The organism is Vreelandella titanicae BH1 (assembly GCF_000336575.1).
Classification (GTDB): Bacteria; Pseudomonadota; Gammaproteobacteria; order Pseudomonadales; family Halomonadaceae; genus Vreelandella; species Vreelandella titanicae.
The window spans coordinates 18,589-33,962 of the sequence record NZ_AOPO01000021.1 but is presented as its reverse complement, the minus strand read 5'-3'; the positions used below and the strand labels follow the sequence as shown (position 1 = coordinate 33,962).

The window sequence follows — 15,374 nt, the reverse complement described above, 5'->3', positions numbered from 1 at the left end:
AAATCAACGCTCTATTTTCGGCCAAACACGACATCTGCCACATCACGGTAGCGCTTGGCAAAGTGCACCGTCATGCCCTCTTTCAGGTAGTCCGGCAACTCTTCGTAATCGCGCTTGTTGGCGTCGGGCAAAATCAATTCAAAAATATCGCTGCGTCGCGCGGCAATGACTTTCTCACGAATACCGCCAACGGGGAGCACTTGGCCGGTTAACGTTAGTTCGCCGGTCATCGCCAAAGGCCTATCGATCGCATGGTGCTTGGCCAGCGAGAGCAGCGCCGTGGTCATGGTGACACCCGCCGAAGGGCCATCTTTCGGCGTGGCGCCCTCGGGTACGTGCAAGTGTACAAACGCCGAGTCAAAGAAGTCGGTATCGGCACCATACTCCTGCAGGTGGCCCAGGGTATAGCTGTAAGCGATATTGGCGGACTCCTGCATCACTTCGCCTAACTTACCGGTCAGTTTAAAACCACGATCCAGTGAGTGTACTTTGCCTGCTTCGATGGGCAATGTTGCCCCCCCCATGGAAGTCCACGCCAGGCCGGTCACTACCCCTTCGCCGGTGAGCACTTTCTCCTTACGGAAAATCGGCGCACCTAAGAACTCCTCCAGGTTTTTAACTGATATCTTGACCGTTTCAGACTCCTCTTCGAGCAGTTTAACGGCCGATTTACGCACAATGCGGTGCAGTTGCTTCTCCAGCTGGCGCACTCCGGCTTCCCGGGCGTAGCCTTCAATGACCTGCTTTAAAGCCGCATCGGAGAGGCTGATCCTCTTTTTCGTCAGGTTGTCGCGCTTGAGCAGCTTCGGCCACAGGTGGTGCTTGGCAATCGCCAGCTTCTCTTCAGCGATATAACCGGAGAGGCGGATCTGCTCCATACGGTCAAGCAGCGGCCCTGGAATCGAATCAAGCGTGTTGGCAGTGCAGATAAACAGCACCTTGGAGAGGTCCATGCGCACATCAAGATAGTGATCAAGGAAATCGACGTTCTGTTCGGGATCAAGTACTTCCAGCAGCGCCGATGCTGGATCGCCCTGAAAGGACTGCCCGAGCTTATCGATTTCATCCAGCATGATAACGGGGTTTTCGACCTCGACCTCTTTAAAGGCTTGCACCAGTTTGCCGGGCATAGCGCCCACATAGGTACGCCGATGGCCTTTAATTTCCGCTTCATCGCGCATACCACCGACTGAGAAACGGTAAAACTGGCGCCCTAAGGCTTCGGCGATCGAACGTCCGATGGAGGTTTTGCCTACCCCAGGAGGGCCTACCAACAATACAATCGAGCCGCCTACGTCGCCTTTGAAAGTACCCTCGGCCAGAAATTCGATAATACGCTCTTTAACGTCTTTCAAACCGTCGTGGTCGCGATCCAGCACCTGGCGGGCATGGGGTAGATCCAACTGATCCTGGCTGGTCACTCCCCAGGGCAGCGAGGTTAACCAATCCAGGTAGTTACGCGTGGTGCCATACTCCGGCGAACCGGTTTCCAACACGCTGAGCTTATTAAGCTCATCGTCAATACGCGATTGAACACGCTCGGGCACTACCAGTGACTCCAAACGCGCTCTAAAGGTATCTACATCGTTTTCTCGATCACCTTTGGAGATACCCAATTCACGCTGGATGACCTTGAGCTGCTCGCGCAGGAAGAACTCGCGCTGGCGATCCTGCATTTGCGCGTTTACCTGCTCGCTGATCTCGCCCTGTAGCAACGCAACATCGATCTCTTTTCGCAGCAGCGGCAGCACTTTCTGCATCCGCTCTTCTACCGAAAGTGTTGCCAGCACATCCTGAAGTTCGGGGCCTTTGGCGGAGGTAATAGCGGCGGCAAAATCGGTCAACGGCCCCGGCTGATGAGGACTAAAGCGGTTGAGGTAGTGCTTGAGTTCTTCACCGTACAGCGGGTTAATCGGCAGCAGCTCTTTAATGCCGTTGATGATCGCCATGGCGTAGGCGCGGGTCTCTTCGTTCTCCGCATCAACCGGCTCTTTAGGGTAGGTCACCTCGACGAGGTAAGGCGGCTCTTTGGAGAGCCAGCGGGTAATTTTAAAGCGCTGAAGCCCTTGAGCGATAAACTGAATCTGATCGTCTTCGCCCTTAAGTTTGTGCACTTTGACCGCAGTACCGATCTCCGGGAAACCTTCGTGATCCAGGGAGGTGACACCCTGCTCGCCCACAAAGGCAACACCCAATGTGTGGTGCGGCGTGTTACCCACACGGCGCATGGTCTCTTCCCAGCGCTCACGATTAATCACCAGCGGCTGTACCTGGGCGGGGAAGAACGGCCGGTTATGAATAGGCAGGAGGTAAATGCGTTCGGGCAGCATTTCGCTAGCGGGCACCAGAGAGTTTACCCGCTCGCCGTCTGAGCGGTACTCACTTCCTCCCTGCTTACTATCGGGCTCTTGAGAGCTTTTTTCAGTCTGTTCGTTAGAGTGGTTTGCACCACTGTCTTCACTACTCTCTTCACTACCGGGGGTGTCATCAGTAGTGGATGACTGCTCATCATCAAGTTGCCAATCAAGATGTTCAGCGTCGTGTTCGTAATCCTGGTCGCTCATGCGTCCTCCAATGAACCGATACCGGCGGTGAGAACCGCCTAGTGTTGTCCATGGAATGCGGGCAGTGGGCCAAAACTTCAACCCTTCGCGAGTAGAACAGTCAGTTTAGCGGCGCTCCCTGCGACCGTAGGTAAACTTTTCTTTTAAAATTATTGAGGCCAAAGCTCGGGCATCGGGCGCCCATTGATACGCCAAACGCCACGCACCACATCAAACTGCAGCTCCCGAGTACCCAGGGGCAGACCTAACCATAATGCGGCGACGGTAGGCGCATCGTGCCAGGTAAAGTCGCCATCAATGCGCTCCAGCCATTTCGCCTGCTCTTTCTTTTTGTCGAGGTTAACCACACTCAGCTCATCCAACTGGCGGGCATCAAAAAACAGCGCGCCATCCGCATCCAGGCGAATACCCAACAGCGGACTGTCGATGGCGATGGTCATGACATCTAAACGTGGCGAGTCGCTAAGCACTTTGCGCAGATCCGGCTCCAACCGGGCCAGCAACCCTTCGGCCATAGGTAGACTAGCGTCTCCCCAGGCGGCTTCCTGGCGCAAACGGCGAATCAAGTGGCGAACCGCATCGGCATTCAAACGCGAAAGCTCCATCTCTATGCGGCCATTGAGCAGCGGCATATCAGGCGCTTGAGAAGGCACCATCACATCGCCCACTTCAAGCTCGCCTTTGATACGGAGTTCGCTCTCATCCAGCACCATATGGCTGTTTAGATCGAGAGGTGAAAACTGGATATCGTAGGAGGGGTAGCTGAGCGTCAGCGTTTCAATATGCAGGTGATCGCGTTGAGCAAAGTGGTAAGCATCATCAATATAAGTATAGCGGCTTTCGAGCACCGTGGGGCCTATCGCAAGCTGGGCCATACCGTCGGTCAGGGTAAGTTGATCAAATAACGCGCGTAGTCGCCAATCGCCAAACACGCCTTCCAAGCGCAGCCGACCACCGCGGACGGCTAAATCGCGGCCATTTTGTTGAATCACAAAGGGGGCAAGGGCAAGGCGCAATTCGCTATGACCGCTAAGGGTGTGATAGCGCCCCTGCCAACGCGGCACAGAGGGGGCGGTGACCTCACCCACGGCTTGCTGCAGAACGGTATCGAGACGTGGTAGTACGGTGCCTTCGACATCCGTGCTTAAAATACCGTGCCGCGCGCTATACGTGAGCTCAAGGCGCCAGGGTCGACCCAAAAGCGGTGACAGTATCACCCTGCCTTGGGAGCTTAACCACCCTTGATGACTCTCAGTACGATTGACGCGCCACTCGCCCCGCGCCTCCAGATCTTCGAGCGCTTGGCGTAGACTGCGCTCAAACAGCACACTGGAGAGTAGCTGCGCTGCCATCCACACTACGGCTATAATCGCCAGCGTGGGGACAATCAGACGTTCCTTGCGCATGCTACCTCCTTGAAGCCAACGCCTTGCAGCCAATGCACTCGAAAAAAGTTATCAACCGCTCCTGATCTCTATTTACCACTTACCACTTACCACTTACCACTTACCACTTACCACTTACCACTTACCACTTACCACTTACCACTTACCAAGTTTAGTGTAGCCAGAACCACAGGTGCATAGTACTCCAGGCGTAGGCCCCTGCCATCACGTCATCGATCATAATACCAAAGCCGCCCGCCACGCGGCGGTCAGCCCAGCGAATCGGCCAGGGCTTAAAGACATCGAAGATGCGAAATACCACAAATCCCCATAGCGCAGCCTCCCACGAAAAAGGCACCGCCGCCATGGTTAGCCAGTAACCCACAAACTCGTCCCACACGATACCCGAGTGATCGTGTACCCCTAAATCGTGGGACGTTTTATCACATAGCCAAACGCCGACAATAAAGGCAACAAAACAAATACTCAGGTACCACCCCAGGGGCAGTTCCGCCATCATCCAGTAGAACGGAATGGCCGCTAGCGTGCCAAAGGTACCCGGCGCCCAAGGGACAGCACCGCTACCCAAGCCGAAGGCAAAAAAATGTGTTGGGCGACGCCAGACACTTTTCGGTGCATGATTCATGGCGCTTCCCCACTAAAATGCTGCCAGCCGGCATAGCCGCTGACATAACGACTCAGTTCACTCTGGCCAGAGGCAGTAACGCCTAACGCTTCACTGCAGTGGCCGATGACGGTCAGCGAGAGACCCAATGGCGCTAAACGTTGTTGCGCCTCTGCGACGTCGTCAGCGCCGAGGGTAACAAGCAGTTCGTAATCATCCCCGCCGGAAAGTGCCGCCTTTAGTGCAGCTTCCCGACCTAGGGAGCTTTCCAGTGCGTCCGCCAGTGGTAAGGCGTCTAGCGCGATGACGGCTCCGACCTGCGAAGCGTCGCGAATATGCGCCAAGTCGGCCAGTAGCCCATCGGAGATATCCAGTGCAGCGGTGGCTAAGTCGCGCAACGCCAGGCCCGCCGCTAAGCGCGGTTGTGGCAATAGGTAGCGACTTAACAATGGATGCGCCAGATCGCGCTCGCCCTGCTGCCAAAGCGCCAGCCCGCCTGCCCCACCACCTAGTGCACCGGTGACAGCGATCAGATCTCCCGCCTGGGCACCGCTACGGGTCAAGGCTTCGCCCACCGGGAGTTCACCCATCACAGTAACGCCTATGGAAAGCGCACCGGAAGTGACATCGCCCCCCACCAGCGTGGTGGCGTGCTGCTGACAAAGCGTATGAAAGCCTCGCGCATAGTCTGTAAGCCAAGCATGGGTGGCTTCATCATTGGTAAACTGGCGCTGATCAAGGGTTAACGCCATCAAACACCAACGCGAAGTCGCCCCCATGGCGGCCAGATCGCTCAGCGCAACGGCCAAGGCACGGTGACCCACCGCAAATGCTGATGCTTCGCGGGGAAAGTGTACATCCACCACCGAGGTATCAACGCTCACGACCAACTGTTGGCCTGCTTGCGGCAACAGCAGCGTGGCGTCGTCTCCACATCCCAGTGTGACGCCATTTGACGCAGCCGACGCCTCCTGCGACGACATAAAGTAGCGTCGAATCAAATCAAATTCGGCAAGCACAAAGGCCCCTTAAACGCATTGTCATACCGCTCGCGTTCAGAGACGACGAGCGCTGACCTCGGCACTGCGCAAGCGAATAGCCAGCTTGTCGAGAATGCCGTTCACGTATTTATGGCCATCGGTGGCGCCAAATGACTTAGCCAGCTCAACGCCTTCGTTAATGACGACACGATAAGGTACTTCCATGCGGCGGGAAAGCTCGTAAGCGCCCAACCGTAGGATGGCCAACTCTACCGCATCAAGATCTTCTAAGCGGCGGTCTAGCAGGGGAGAGATTTCACGATCCAGTTCCGCTTTGAACCGCACGGTATTATGGAGTAACTCGTGAAACAGCGCCTTGTCGGCGATCTCCATCACCTTGACCCAATTTTCGTGATCTTCCAGGTCATCGTCGGCGACCTGGCTACGAAACTCGGCTTCAATGGTGGTAATGGATTTACCCGTCATGTGCCATTGATAAAGCCCCTGCACCGTTAATTCCCGCGCCGCGTGGCGGCCCTGCTGAGCGGCAGAGGGTTTACGCTCGCTCATTGGGTATCTCCTGACGGTAGCGCACGGAGCAGAGAGACCATTTCCATCGCGGCCATGGCAGCTTCGGTGCCTTTGTTACCGGCCTTGGTGCCTGCACGCTCAATCGCTTGCTCAATGGTTTCAACGGTTAACACGCCGTTAGCCACCGGGGTATCAAACTCAAGCTGCAGGTGATTAATCGCCGTATTGCAGCCGCCCGCTACGTATTCAAAATGCGGTGTGCCACCGCGAATGACCGCGCCCAGGGCAATCACTGCGTCGGGTTTCATTACCTTCAACACGCGCTTCACCGCCAGCGGGAGTTCCCAGGCGCCCGGCACGTGAACAATGTGGATATGCTCGGCGTCGACACCGTGACGGGTCAAGCTGTCGACGGCGCCTTCCACCAGGCTATCGACCACGTGATGGTTAAAACGGCCGACCACGATGACATAGCGGCCATCGACATCAACAAACGTACCTTCAACTTGAGTGAGGGAGTGCATCAATTTATTCCTGCTGAATTAGTTCTGCTGAGAAGTTGGTTCATACGCCGTGTCATTAGGGCCCAGACGCTCTACAACTTCGAGGTCAAAGCCGGACAGCGCCGAAAACTTCCACGGTGAACTAAGTAATCGCATTTTACCCACGCCTAAATAGCGCAGAATCTGAGAACCGGTGCCGATGGTCAAGTAGTTACCGGCACCGTCGGAGTCGCTGGTACGCGGCTGGCGCACGCGATCCAAAAAGATATCCAGTTGGTCTTTCAAATCCTGGTGCGGGCGGCCGTCGTCAATCAACACAAACACGCCTGGCGCGGCACTGGCAATCTCTTCCAGCGCGCGATGGGCATCCCAGCGGCACTGTTCGTCTTTCATCAAGCCCATTACATCGCGCAGCGTATCAGTCAGATGCACGCGCACCGTGGTGGCCTGTTCCGGTGTGGGCTGACCGTTCACCAACGCCAAATGGTGAGCGCCCTGGATACGATCACGGAACACGTGCAGCTCAAGCTCGCCATGGGAGGTCATGACCGTTGACGCTTCCAGATGATCGATGGTCTGTTCGTTAACGATACGGTAGTGAATCAGATCCGCGATGGTACCGATCTTAATACCGTGCTCCTGGGCGAAGGCTTCAAGCTCGGGGCGGCGCGCCATGCTGCCATCATCATTCATAATCTCGCAGATTACACCGCTAGGGTCACAGCCCGCCAGTGCCGCCAAATCACACGAAGCTTCCGTATGCCCGGCACGGCGCAGCACGCCGCCCGGCTCGGCCATCAGCGGAAAGATATGGCCTGGCTGAACGATATCAGAGGGCTTTGCATTGGGTGCCACCGCGGCTTGCACGGTACGCGCACGATCTGCAGCTGAAATACCCGTCGTGACGCCTTCGGTTGCCTCAATGGAGAGAGTAAACTTGGTGCCAAAACCGGAACCGTTATCACGCACCATTAGCGGCAGATTAAGCTGCTCACAGCGGGCGCGAGTCATCGGCATGCAGATCAAGCCGCGGGCGAAACGGGCCATAAAGTTGATATGCTCGGCCTGCACTTTTTCGGCGGCCATGATGATATCACCTTCATTTTCGCGATCCTCATCGTCCATGAGAATCACCATTTTGCCCTGGCGGATATCGTCCACCAGCTCGGCGATAGGGGCTAAGCCTCTAGAGGAGGGGTGCGCCATGGAATCTCCAATAAGTGTTGTCACGATAGCTTGTCAGGATAGGTTATCGAGAAAGAGTGTCGCGAGAGTGAGTCACGATTTTGCGCGTCAGGGTACCTTGCTCTCGCAAAATTCGCCAGATGCGCTAGTCGCTAGAGGGGATGCAATAATGCGCCAATCGCGCCCTACTGCTCGCATATCGTGAATGGTTAACCGCCGCTGATCGGCCATACGTGAGAGCCCTGGCAACGCAAAAAGGGGCCGCGCTTCGCCGCCTAACAGTGTGGGGGCAACAAACAGCTGTAGCTCATCGACCAACGCCGCATCGAGCATAGCGCCCGCCAATGTCGCTCCGGTTTCCACTAGCAGTTCATTAACCTGTTCATTTTCGGCTAACCACTGCAGCATTGCCACTAAATCGATACGGCCATCGCTACCGGCGGGCAACACCTGTACTTCAGCGCCCGCCTGAGTTAACCGTTCCCGCTTCTCTTCCAAGTGGTCTGATGTGGTGATCACTAGCGTACGCCCAGGCTCGCTTAAACAGGCTGCCGCCAGAGGTAGGCGCAAGTGGGTATCTAAAATCACCCGCAGGGGCTGGCGGCGAACCACTTCGTCTGCGTTGTTAAGCTGTAACTGCTCTGCTCGTAACGTCAGCCGAGAGTCGTCCATAATGAGCGACTCAACGCCGCTTAATATCGCGCTGGAGCGTGCCCGTAGCCGCTGCACCTGGGTGCGTGCTTCAGGCCCGGTGATCCACTGAGACTCCCCCGACCCCATGGCGGTACGACCATCTAGACTCATCGCCATTTTCAGGCGCACAAAGGGACGCTGCTGGGTCATGCGAGCAATAAAGCCGGGATTCAGAGCGCGCGCGTCACTCTCTAATAACCCCACCGCCACCTCAACACCCGCCTCTTCAAGCAGACGAATACCGCGGCCACTCACCTGCGGGTTCGGATCCACCATGGCAACCACTACCCGCGACACCTTCGCTTCCTGGAGCGCCACCGCGCAGGGGCCAGTGCGGCCGGTGTGGGAACAAGGCTCCAGGGTGACGTACGCGGTCGCGCCCAGGGTTTGCTCACCAGCATCATTCAACGCGTGAATTTCGGCGTGGGGTTCACCGGCACACAGGTGAAAGCCTTCACCGACAATCTGCTCGTCACGCACAATCACACAGCCGACCCGCGGGTTGGGATCCGTGGTGTATAAGCCTTTTTGCGCCAGTTGCAGCGCCCGCGCCATATAGCGGTGGTCGGCTTGGCTAAAGACAGCACTCATTTTGACGACTCGCTGCCATGGCCCAGTCGGGAAGAGGGCTCTTGGGACAGCCGGTCAATCTCAGCGCGAAATTCATCCAGATCCTGGAACTTGCGATATACCGAAGCAAAGCGGATATAGGCTACGTGATCGAGGGTTTTAAGCGCTTGCATGACCGACTCGCCAATATCACGGGCGTTGATTTCGCGATCGCCCCGGGCACGTAAGGTTTGGCGGATGCGCTCTACCGCCGCTTCAATGGCTTCTGCACTGACCGGACGCTTTTCCAGCGCACGCAACATACCTGCCCGCAGTTTGGCTTCATTAAAGCTCTCGCGGGAGCCGTCGGACTTCACCACCCGCGGCATTACCAATTCTGCGGTTTCGTAGGTGGTAAAGCGCTCTTGGCAGCTCGCACACTGGCGTCGACGGCGTACCTGATCACCATCCGCTACCAGGCGCGAATCAGTCACTCGAGTATCGTTTGCACCACAAAAAGGGCAATGCATGGCGGTCAACCTGTTGTCAGCTCGTGTCGGCGTACCGCACGAGTTAGCGTGTTATAACCTGTCAATGTGTGTGCTATTAATAGCGTTTTAGCAGTAGTAACTGCCACAAGCTAATGTATCTTAGCGTTTAAACGCGGTATCAACCTCGTATTGTAACGATTTGGCACACAAGCTGCAGCGTTTGTGGCAGATTGTTTATCAGGAGCTACCCATGCCCCCCTTTGAGCAGACCGTTAACGACTACCTCAGCCACCTTTATGGCCCCAGGGCGGGGGAAGTGCAGCGCCGTTTAAACCAGCGTCTAGCGCATTTTCAGTCGCTTGCCCCATTTTCATCCAGCTCCGGTAGAACCAGCACTAAAAACGCACCCTCTTGGAGCGAAAAAGATCAGTGGGTGATCAGCTACGGTGACTCGATTATTGAAGATAGTGTGCCGCCGTTGGCAGTGCTTAGCGATTTTCTTCAAGCGCGGTTGGGCGATCGCATCAGCGGTGTACATGTACTGCCCTTCTTTCCCTGGAGCAGCGACGACGGCTTTTCGGTGATCCACTACCGTGAAGTGAACCCCGATCTTGGTGATTGGTCGCACATCCGCGAACTCGCCAGCCATTACGACTTAATGGCCGACCTGGTGCTCAATCACGTCTCACGGGAGTCTCTCTGGTTTGTGGATTACCTGAGCGGCAGCCTGCCCGGCCGCGACTACTTTATCGAAGTCGATCCAGAGACCGATGTCTCCCAGGTGGTGCGCCCACGCAGCAGCCCGCTGCTGGTGCCCATTTCCACCCGGCGCGGCACCCGCTACCTGTGGGCGACGTTCTCCGAAGACCAGCTTGACCTGAACTTTGAAAATCCGGATGTGCTGCTGGAGTTCGTGGGTATTTTGCTGTTCTACCTGGAGCAAGGAACGCGGATTGTACGTTTGGATGCGGTGGCCTTTCTGTGGAAGCGGCTGGGTACTGCCTGCATTCACCTGCCGGAAACCCACACTGTGGTGCGGCTGCTACGAGCGATTGTGGATCACGTGGCCCCAGGTACCCTGTTAATCACCGAAACCAATGTGCCCCACCAGGAAAATATCAGTTATTTTGGCTTGGATCGGTTGCCAGCGGGGGGCCCCGACGAAGCCCATATGGTGTATCAGTTTGCCCTCCCCCCGCTGCTATTGCACACCCTCACCCGGGGCGAAGCGAGCACCTTACAAACCTGGCTTGCCAGCCTTCCGGTACTGCCCGACCAATGCACCTACCTCAACTTTACGGCCAGCCACGACGGCATTGGCGTGCGCCCCTTGGAAGGTTTATTGCCCGATCACGAGCGGGATGCGCTGCTGGAGCTGATGCACCGTTTCGGAGGCTTTGTCAGCATGCGTAGCAACCCCGATGGAAGCGATACGCCCTATGAGATCAATATCACCTGGTTTGAAGCCATGCGCGGCACCCGCCGCGGCCCCGACCCGTGGCAGGTAGCGCGTTTTCTATGCAGCCAAGCAATTATGCTGAGTTTGCAAGGTATCCCCGCGCTGTATATTCATACCCTAACTGGCACACTCAATGACGTGGAAGGCGTTGAGCGCAGTGGGCGGCTACGTTCGATCAACCGCCGGCGCTGGCAGCGTAGCGAGCTAGACCTGCTGTTAGATAGCCCTTCAACGCCCACCCACGATGTTTTTCACGCCTTAAACCGGCTATTAGACCAGCGCCGTCAAGAGCCCTGCTTTCACCCCAATGCCGCCCAGCGGGTGTTAGTCTCGGCACCGGAACTGCTGGCGGTAGAGCGCGGCCCACTGCACGATGGCCGCCGATTACTGGCGCTGTACAACGTCACCGATCTGCCGCTTCCCTTAGAAAACGTGGGCGAGGCAGTTACCCAGGCACTTGAAAAACACGCCTGGCAAGCGCTGGATCCTGGCAACCCATGGATTCCCGAAGGCACGCTACCGCCATACGCGGTACGCTGGCTGGTAGCTGATCGTTAATGCCATTTCGTTAATACCATTGAGAAATCTAAAGTTTCAAAAACCGTAAACTTCAAAAACCGTAAGTTGCGACATATTGCCCCAGTTATAAAGCGCATAATCCCTAAATAATGTTGTGCTGCGATAATCGCAACACGGCATTATTTTAGGGATTGCCAGCACTAAGGCGGCGGTTATTAAATCTCTAGCCTCTCACTCTTATTCAAACAAGGCGCTGCAATGCACTTAAAACGTCACGCTGGCATAAGTGGTTTTCTCCTGCTGGCAGGATTGGTCGGCACCTCTGCGAGCTATGCCGATGAGCTCCCCGCCCCTATTCAGGCACTTGCCGACCAAGGCTTGGAAATTCATGGTCAATTCGATGCCCCCGGAGGGTTGCGCGGCTACGGCGCCAGCGTGCAGGGCCAGGACATGGCGATTTACCTGACGCCGGATGGCGAGCACGCCGTGGTGGGTACGCTAATGGATAATGAGGGGAATGACCTTACCGAAGCGCAACTGGATGAGCATGTACGTGCACCGCTAGAGGCACAAACATGGCAGCTATTAAGCGAAAGCCACTGGGTACAGGACGGCAATGTGGATGCCCCCCGGGTGATTTACACCTTCACGGATGCCAACTGCCCCTACTGCCGTCAAATGTGGCAAGACGTTCGCCCCTGGGTGGAAGCAGGTGAGGTGCAGCTACGCCATATCATGGTAGGTATCTTAGCACCCGACAGCCCTGGAAAAGCAGCCGCTATTCTCGGCGCCGACGATCCAGCGGCGACACTGTATGCCCATGAAAGCGGCCAGCAGGAAATCGAAGCTAGTGCCCAACCGAGAGAAATTGAAGAGCAGGTGTACGCCAATAACCAGTTGTTCGAAGAGCTGGGCCTATATGCAACCCCCACTTCCGTTTTTCAGCGTGAAACAGAGAACGGGGCCGTGCGTCTTGACCGTATTCAGGGTATGCCCAGTGATGAGCGGCTGATCGAGATGATGGGCAGTGAAACACCTTGATGAACTTAGCCTGCCACCGCTAGCTGAGATTGCCGCGTCGCTGCGCTCCTCGCAATGACGTAGGTGATGTCATTGAAATCCTTCACCTGTCATTGCGAACGTAGTGAAGCAATCTCGGGGTTAATCTGCCACTGCCAAAGATTGCCGCGTCGCTACGCTCCTCGCAATGACGTAGGTGATGTCATTGAAATCCTTCACCTGTCATTGCGAACGTAGTGCAGCAATCTCGGGGTTAATCTGCCACCGCCGCCAAAGATTGCCGCGTCGCTGCGCTCCTCGCAATGACATGAATAGGGCTACTCGCAATAGCATCTAATTTGTTATTGCGAGCAACCCGACATTGTGAGCCCGCCCCCTGTCATTGCGAGCGCAAGCGAAGCAATCTCTAGGTTAATCTACCACTGCAAGCTAAGGTCGTTTCACTTTTCATAGTCAAAATAAGGATACTGACTGCAATGATGCGCCCCTACCATTGCTAATAAAATGAAGTTAGATTAATAAAAATCCATCACCGAAAGGTCGGTTCATGTCGACAACAAACAATCTTTATTATGTTTATATGCTGACTAACCGCACTCACCGCGTTCTTTACATAGGAGTTACAAACAACTTGGAGCGCAGGCTTTATGAACACCGCCAAGGTTTAATGCCAGGATTCACCAAAAAGTACCGTTGCCACAAACTTGTATGGCTAGAGGAGTCAAATAGTATAGAAGATGCCATCAGGCGCGAAAAACAGCTTAAAGCGGGTTCACGTCAACGTAAAAATGCTCTAATTGACTCCCTTAATCCTGATTGGGTTGAGCTTGCCCCATACTAATATCATTCTGAGTGCCACACCCCTTATTATCGTGAGCCTCTCTTTCATTGTGGGCCCTCCCTGTCATTGAAATCCGCTACCTGTCATTGCGAACGTAGTGAAGCAATCTCGAGGTTAATCTGCCACCGCCGCCAAAGATTGCCGCGTCGCTGCGCTCCTCGCAATGACGTAGGTGATGTCATTGAAATCCTCTACCTGTCATTGCGAACGTAGTGAAGCAATCTCGGGGTTAATCTGCCACCGCCAAAGATTGCTTCGTCGCAAGTTCCTCGCAATGACATAAAGAGGACTCCTCTCAATGACAAAAAATGAAAGTTCCTCATAATCACATTTCGTGACGGTATTACTCCTCGGAAAGGTTTTCAAACCTCGGCATCCCGACGTTCCAGGGTTTAAGGTCGCCCTTCTCCCCGAAGTTGTCGTGATCACCGAGTACATGGCCGTCGTGTTCGCGGGTTTGCCCGTACAGTGAGCGGTTATGGAAGGTCGGGCCAAAACGCTCGGCTGTCTCGGCGACATCGCCCGTGTAGCGAGGGTCTTGGGGTCGCTCTTGGCTGCTTATGAAGTAAGCAATATCCCAGGCGTCTTGATCGCTGAGTGACCGCGGCTGACCAAGCGGCATATTTTGGTAAATAAAGCCCGCCATGGTTTCTACTCGCGCGATCCCCGCGCCCCAATTATTAGAGCCGTCGCCCCAAGGGGCTGGAAATACGTATTCGCCGTTTTCATAGTGGCCAGAGCCATCGTTCTGATGGCATATCGAACAATTTTCCTGGTAAGCCGCTTCGCCCCTAGCGTAGTCGGGCTCTTCAGCTGGCTCATCCGGTGCGGGGAAGCCACGCCCATAGATCGGTTTGTCTGGATACATCGGCGCACCGGTGGCCAGCCATTGGTGGTAGGCGCTCAGCGCCAGCATTTCATCGCTGCCATACTCCGGTGGCACGCCATTCATGGAATAAGCAAAGCAACCTGCGATACGTTCTTCCAGGTTATTCACATGCTGATTCTTACCACGAAAATCCGGCAGCGTGATAGCCACGGCCCACACTGGCGCACTGAACGGCACCCGCCCTTCGCCCAAATGACAGCTAGAGCAGTTCATATCATTGAACACGTTCTCACCACGCAACTGCTGCGTATTGGTGAATAGATCATGCCCATAGCGGATGACTTTCTTCAGCTCCGGATGAAGTTCGGAATTCTCAAGGTCTTCCATGGTGGGGGGCTCGTGTACCAGCATATTCAGCGCAGCGTCTGGACGCTCTTCTGGCTGGGCAAAAACCGTGGCTGTATAAATGGTACCGAACGCCAGCGAGCAGCCGGTCAGGGTTATGACGAGGGAGCGACGACAGATGGTCATTGTGCTGTCTCCTGTTCTTCTGAACCGGGTTGCATGGCATACCAGGCAGACACCGCCTGAATGTCGTTATCGCTCATGCGTTTGGCAATGGCCCCCATGAGATTCTGTGGGTCGTTGATGCGTGTCTCGTTTTTCCACGCCCTCAACTGAGCGCTGATATAGCCAGCATGCTGGCTGGCGACACCTGGGAAGGTGCTGCCAACGCCCGTACCACCGGGCCCGTGGCAGCTTTGGCAGGAAACAATGTAGGCGTTCCAATCGCCGCGTTCGGCAAGCTGTTGACCCCGCGCCAGCAGCGCTTCGTCGGCCTCATCGCCGCCTTGCCCCGGCGTTACCGGCATTTGGCTATAGTATTCGGCAACATCGGCTATTTGCTGATCGTCGAGCATATTGGCAAACGTCATCATGGTCGCATTTTGACGCTGCCCGGCTTTAAAGTCGTGCAACTGCTTAGCGATATAGTCCGCATTCAGCCCCGCTAAGCGCGGCCATGACTCACCATTGGGCACATTCATACCGCTGCCATCGGCCTGATGACAGGCTGTGCAGGTAGCCGCTGCAGCCTGGCCTCGCTCCGCGTCACCCTGCTGCGCCAGCGCGCCTCCAGTGACTAAGCTAATCCCTATCAGCAGGCCAAACCTGCTTAAGTATTTTTTATTCATCTCGGTT

Annotated in this window: 14 protein-coding genes; 3 read left to right on the top strand and 11 right to left on the bottom strand. The window is 55.7% G+C overall.

What is annotated here, in order from left to right; translation table 11 throughout:
• Positions 1–11 precede the first annotated feature (11 nt).
• From lon to nrdR, 9 genes are all read right to left on the bottom strand, one after another.
• A complete protein-coding gene (gene lon, locus HALTITAN_RS22435; RefSeq protein ID WP_027958812.1) occupies positions 12–2,564 on the bottom strand; it encodes an endopeptidase La in 2,553 nt (850 codons plus the stop codon).
• 149 nt (positions 2,565–2,713) lie between these two features.
• A complete protein-coding gene (locus HALTITAN_RS22430) occupies positions 2,714–3,970 on the bottom strand; it encodes a DUF945 family protein (protein ID WP_027958811.1) in 1,257 nt (418 codons plus the stop codon).
• 151 nt (positions 3,971–4,121) lie between these two features.
• Positions 4,122–4,595 (bottom strand): phosphatidylglycerophosphatase A family protein, encoded by a 474-nt coding sequence (locus tag HALTITAN_RS22425; RefSeq protein WP_009288468.1) that lies wholly within the window; start codon positions 4,593–4,595, stop codon positions 4,122–4,124.
• Positions 4,592–5,593, bottom strand: a complete 1,002-nt coding sequence (gene thiL / locus HALTITAN_RS22420) for a thiamine-phosphate kinase (RefSeq protein WP_009288467.1) — start codon at positions 5,591–5,593, stop codon at positions 4,592–4,594. The genes HALTITAN_RS22425 and thiL overlap by 4 nt, the downstream gene beginning before the upstream one ends.
• A 36-nt stretch (positions 5,594–5,629) precedes the next feature.
• A complete protein-coding gene (gene nusB / locus HALTITAN_RS22415) occupies positions 5,630–6,124 on the bottom strand; it encodes a transcription antitermination factor NusB (RefSeq protein WP_007114491.1) in 495 nt (164 codons plus the stop codon).
• Complete coding sequence (gene ribH, locus HALTITAN_RS22410; protein WP_007114490.1) at positions 6,121–6,609, bottom strand: 6,7-dimethyl-8-ribityllumazine synthase; 489 nt, start codon at positions 6,607–6,609, stop codon at positions 6,121–6,123. The genes nusB and ribH overlap by 4 nt, the downstream gene beginning before the upstream one ends.
• An 18-nt stretch (positions 6,610–6,627) precedes the next feature.
• A complete protein-coding gene (gene ribBA / locus HALTITAN_RS22405; RefSeq protein WP_027958809.1) occupies positions 6,628–7,794 on the bottom strand; it encodes a bifunctional 3,4-dihydroxy-2-butanone-4-phosphate synthase/GTP cyclohydrolase II in 1,167 nt (388 codons plus the stop codon).
• An 87-nt stretch (positions 7,795–7,881) separates the two neighbouring features.
• Positions 7,882–9,057 (bottom strand): bifunctional diaminohydroxyphosphoribosylaminopyrimidine deaminase/5-amino-6-(5-phosphoribosylamino)uracil reductase RibD, encoded by a 1,176-nt coding sequence (ribD, locus tag HALTITAN_RS22400; RefSeq protein WP_039860600.1) that lies wholly within the window; start codon positions 9,055–9,057, stop codon positions 7,882–7,884.
• Entirely contained in the window at positions 9,054–9,545 is a 492-nt protein-coding gene (gene nrdR, locus HALTITAN_RS22395) for a transcriptional regulator NrdR (RefSeq protein ID WP_022519727.1), read from the bottom strand. The genes ribD and nrdR overlap by 4 nt, the downstream gene beginning before the upstream one ends.
• 211 nt (positions 9,546–9,756) lie before the next feature.
• Here nrdR and HALTITAN_RS22390 point away from each other — a divergent pair, with 211 nt between their 5' ends.
• The 3 genes from HALTITAN_RS22390 (at position 9,757) to HALTITAN_RS25050 (ending at position 13,345) form a co-directional block, all read left to right on the top strand.
• Positions 9,757–11,523, top strand: coding sequence for a sugar phosphorylase (locus HALTITAN_RS22390; protein WP_039860599.1), 1,767 nt, complete (start codon positions 9,757–9,759; stop codon positions 11,521–11,523).
• 219 nt (positions 11,524–11,742) lie between these two features.
• Positions 11,743–12,525, top strand: a complete 783-nt coding sequence (dsbG, locus tag HALTITAN_RS22385; protein WP_039860598.1) for a thiol:disulfide interchange protein DsbG — start codon at positions 11,743–11,745, stop codon at positions 12,523–12,525.
• A 526-nt stretch (positions 12,526–13,051) separates the two neighbouring features.
• A complete protein-coding gene (locus HALTITAN_RS25050) occupies positions 13,052–13,345 on the top strand; it encodes a GIY-YIG nuclease family protein (protein WP_022519796.1) in 294 nt (97 codons plus the stop codon).
• 343 nt (positions 13,346–13,688) lie between these two features.
• On the opposite strand, the gene HALTITAN_RS22380 is transcribed toward HALTITAN_RS25050, so the two are convergent.
• Both HALTITAN_RS22380 and HALTITAN_RS22375 read right to left on the bottom strand, forming a co-directional pair.
• A complete protein-coding gene (locus HALTITAN_RS22380) occupies positions 13,689–14,705 on the bottom strand; it encodes a c-type cytochrome (protein ID WP_039860597.1) in 1,017 nt (338 codons plus the stop codon).
• The gene (locus HALTITAN_RS22375; protein ID WP_022519755.1) at positions 14,702–15,367 is read right to left on the bottom strand and encodes a c-type cytochrome; all 666 of its coding nucleotides are present in this window, start codon (positions 15,365–15,367) and stop codon (positions 14,702–14,704) included. Before HALTITAN_RS22375 ends, HALTITAN_RS22380 begins: the two co-directional genes overlap by 4 nt.
• Positions 15,368–15,374 lie beyond the last annotated feature (7 nt).

Bases quoted from the DNA above. Each gene is read 5' to 3' on its own strand.
- dsbG (WP_039860598.1), top strand. From the start codon at position 11,743: ATGCACTTAAAACGTCACGCTGGCATAAGTGGTTTTCTCCTGCTGGCA.
- HALTITAN_RS22425 (WP_009288468.1), bottom strand. From the start codon at position 4,595: ATGAATCATGCACCGAAAAGTGTCTGGCGTCGCCCAACACATTTTTTT.
- ribD (WP_039860600.1), bottom strand. From the start codon at position 9,057: ATGAGTGCTGTCTTTAGCCAAGCCGACCACCGCTATATGGCGCGGGCG.
- ribBA (WP_027958809.1), bottom strand. From the start codon at position 7,794: ATGGCGCACCCCTCCTCTAGAGGCTTAGCCCCTATCGCCGAGCTGGTG.
- nrdR (WP_022519727.1), bottom strand. From the start codon at position 9,545: ATGCATTGCCCTTTTTGTGGTGCAAACGATACTCGAGTGACTGATTCG.
- nusB (WP_007114491.1), bottom strand. From the start codon at position 6,124: ATGAGCGAGCGTAAACCCTCTGCCGCTCAGCAGGGCCGCCACGCGGCG.
- HALTITAN_RS22390 (WP_039860599.1), top strand. From the start codon at position 9,757: ATGCCCCCCTTTGAGCAGACCGTTAACGACTACCTCAGCCACCTTTAT.
- HALTITAN_RS22430 (WP_027958811.1), bottom strand. From the start codon at position 3,970: ATGCGCAAGGAACGTCTGATTGTCCCCACGCTGGCGATTATAGCCGTA.
- HALTITAN_RS22380 (WP_039860597.1), bottom strand. From the start codon at position 14,705: ATGACCATCTGTCGTCGCTCCCTCGTCATAACCCTGACCGGCTGCTCG.
- HALTITAN_RS25050 (WP_022519796.1), top strand. From the start codon at position 13,052: ATGTCGACAACAAACAATCTTTATTATGTTTATATGCTGACTAACCGC.
- HALTITAN_RS22375 (WP_022519755.1), bottom strand. From the start codon at position 15,367: ATGAATAAAAAATACTTAAGCAGGTTTGGCCTGCTGATAGGGATTAGC.
- ribH (WP_007114490.1), bottom strand. From the start codon at position 6,609: ATGCACTCCCTCACTCAAGTTGAAGGTACGTTTGTTGATGTCGATGGC.
- lon (WP_027958812.1), bottom strand. From the start codon at position 2,564: ATGAGCGACCAGGATTACGAACACGACGCTGAACATCTTGATTGGCAA.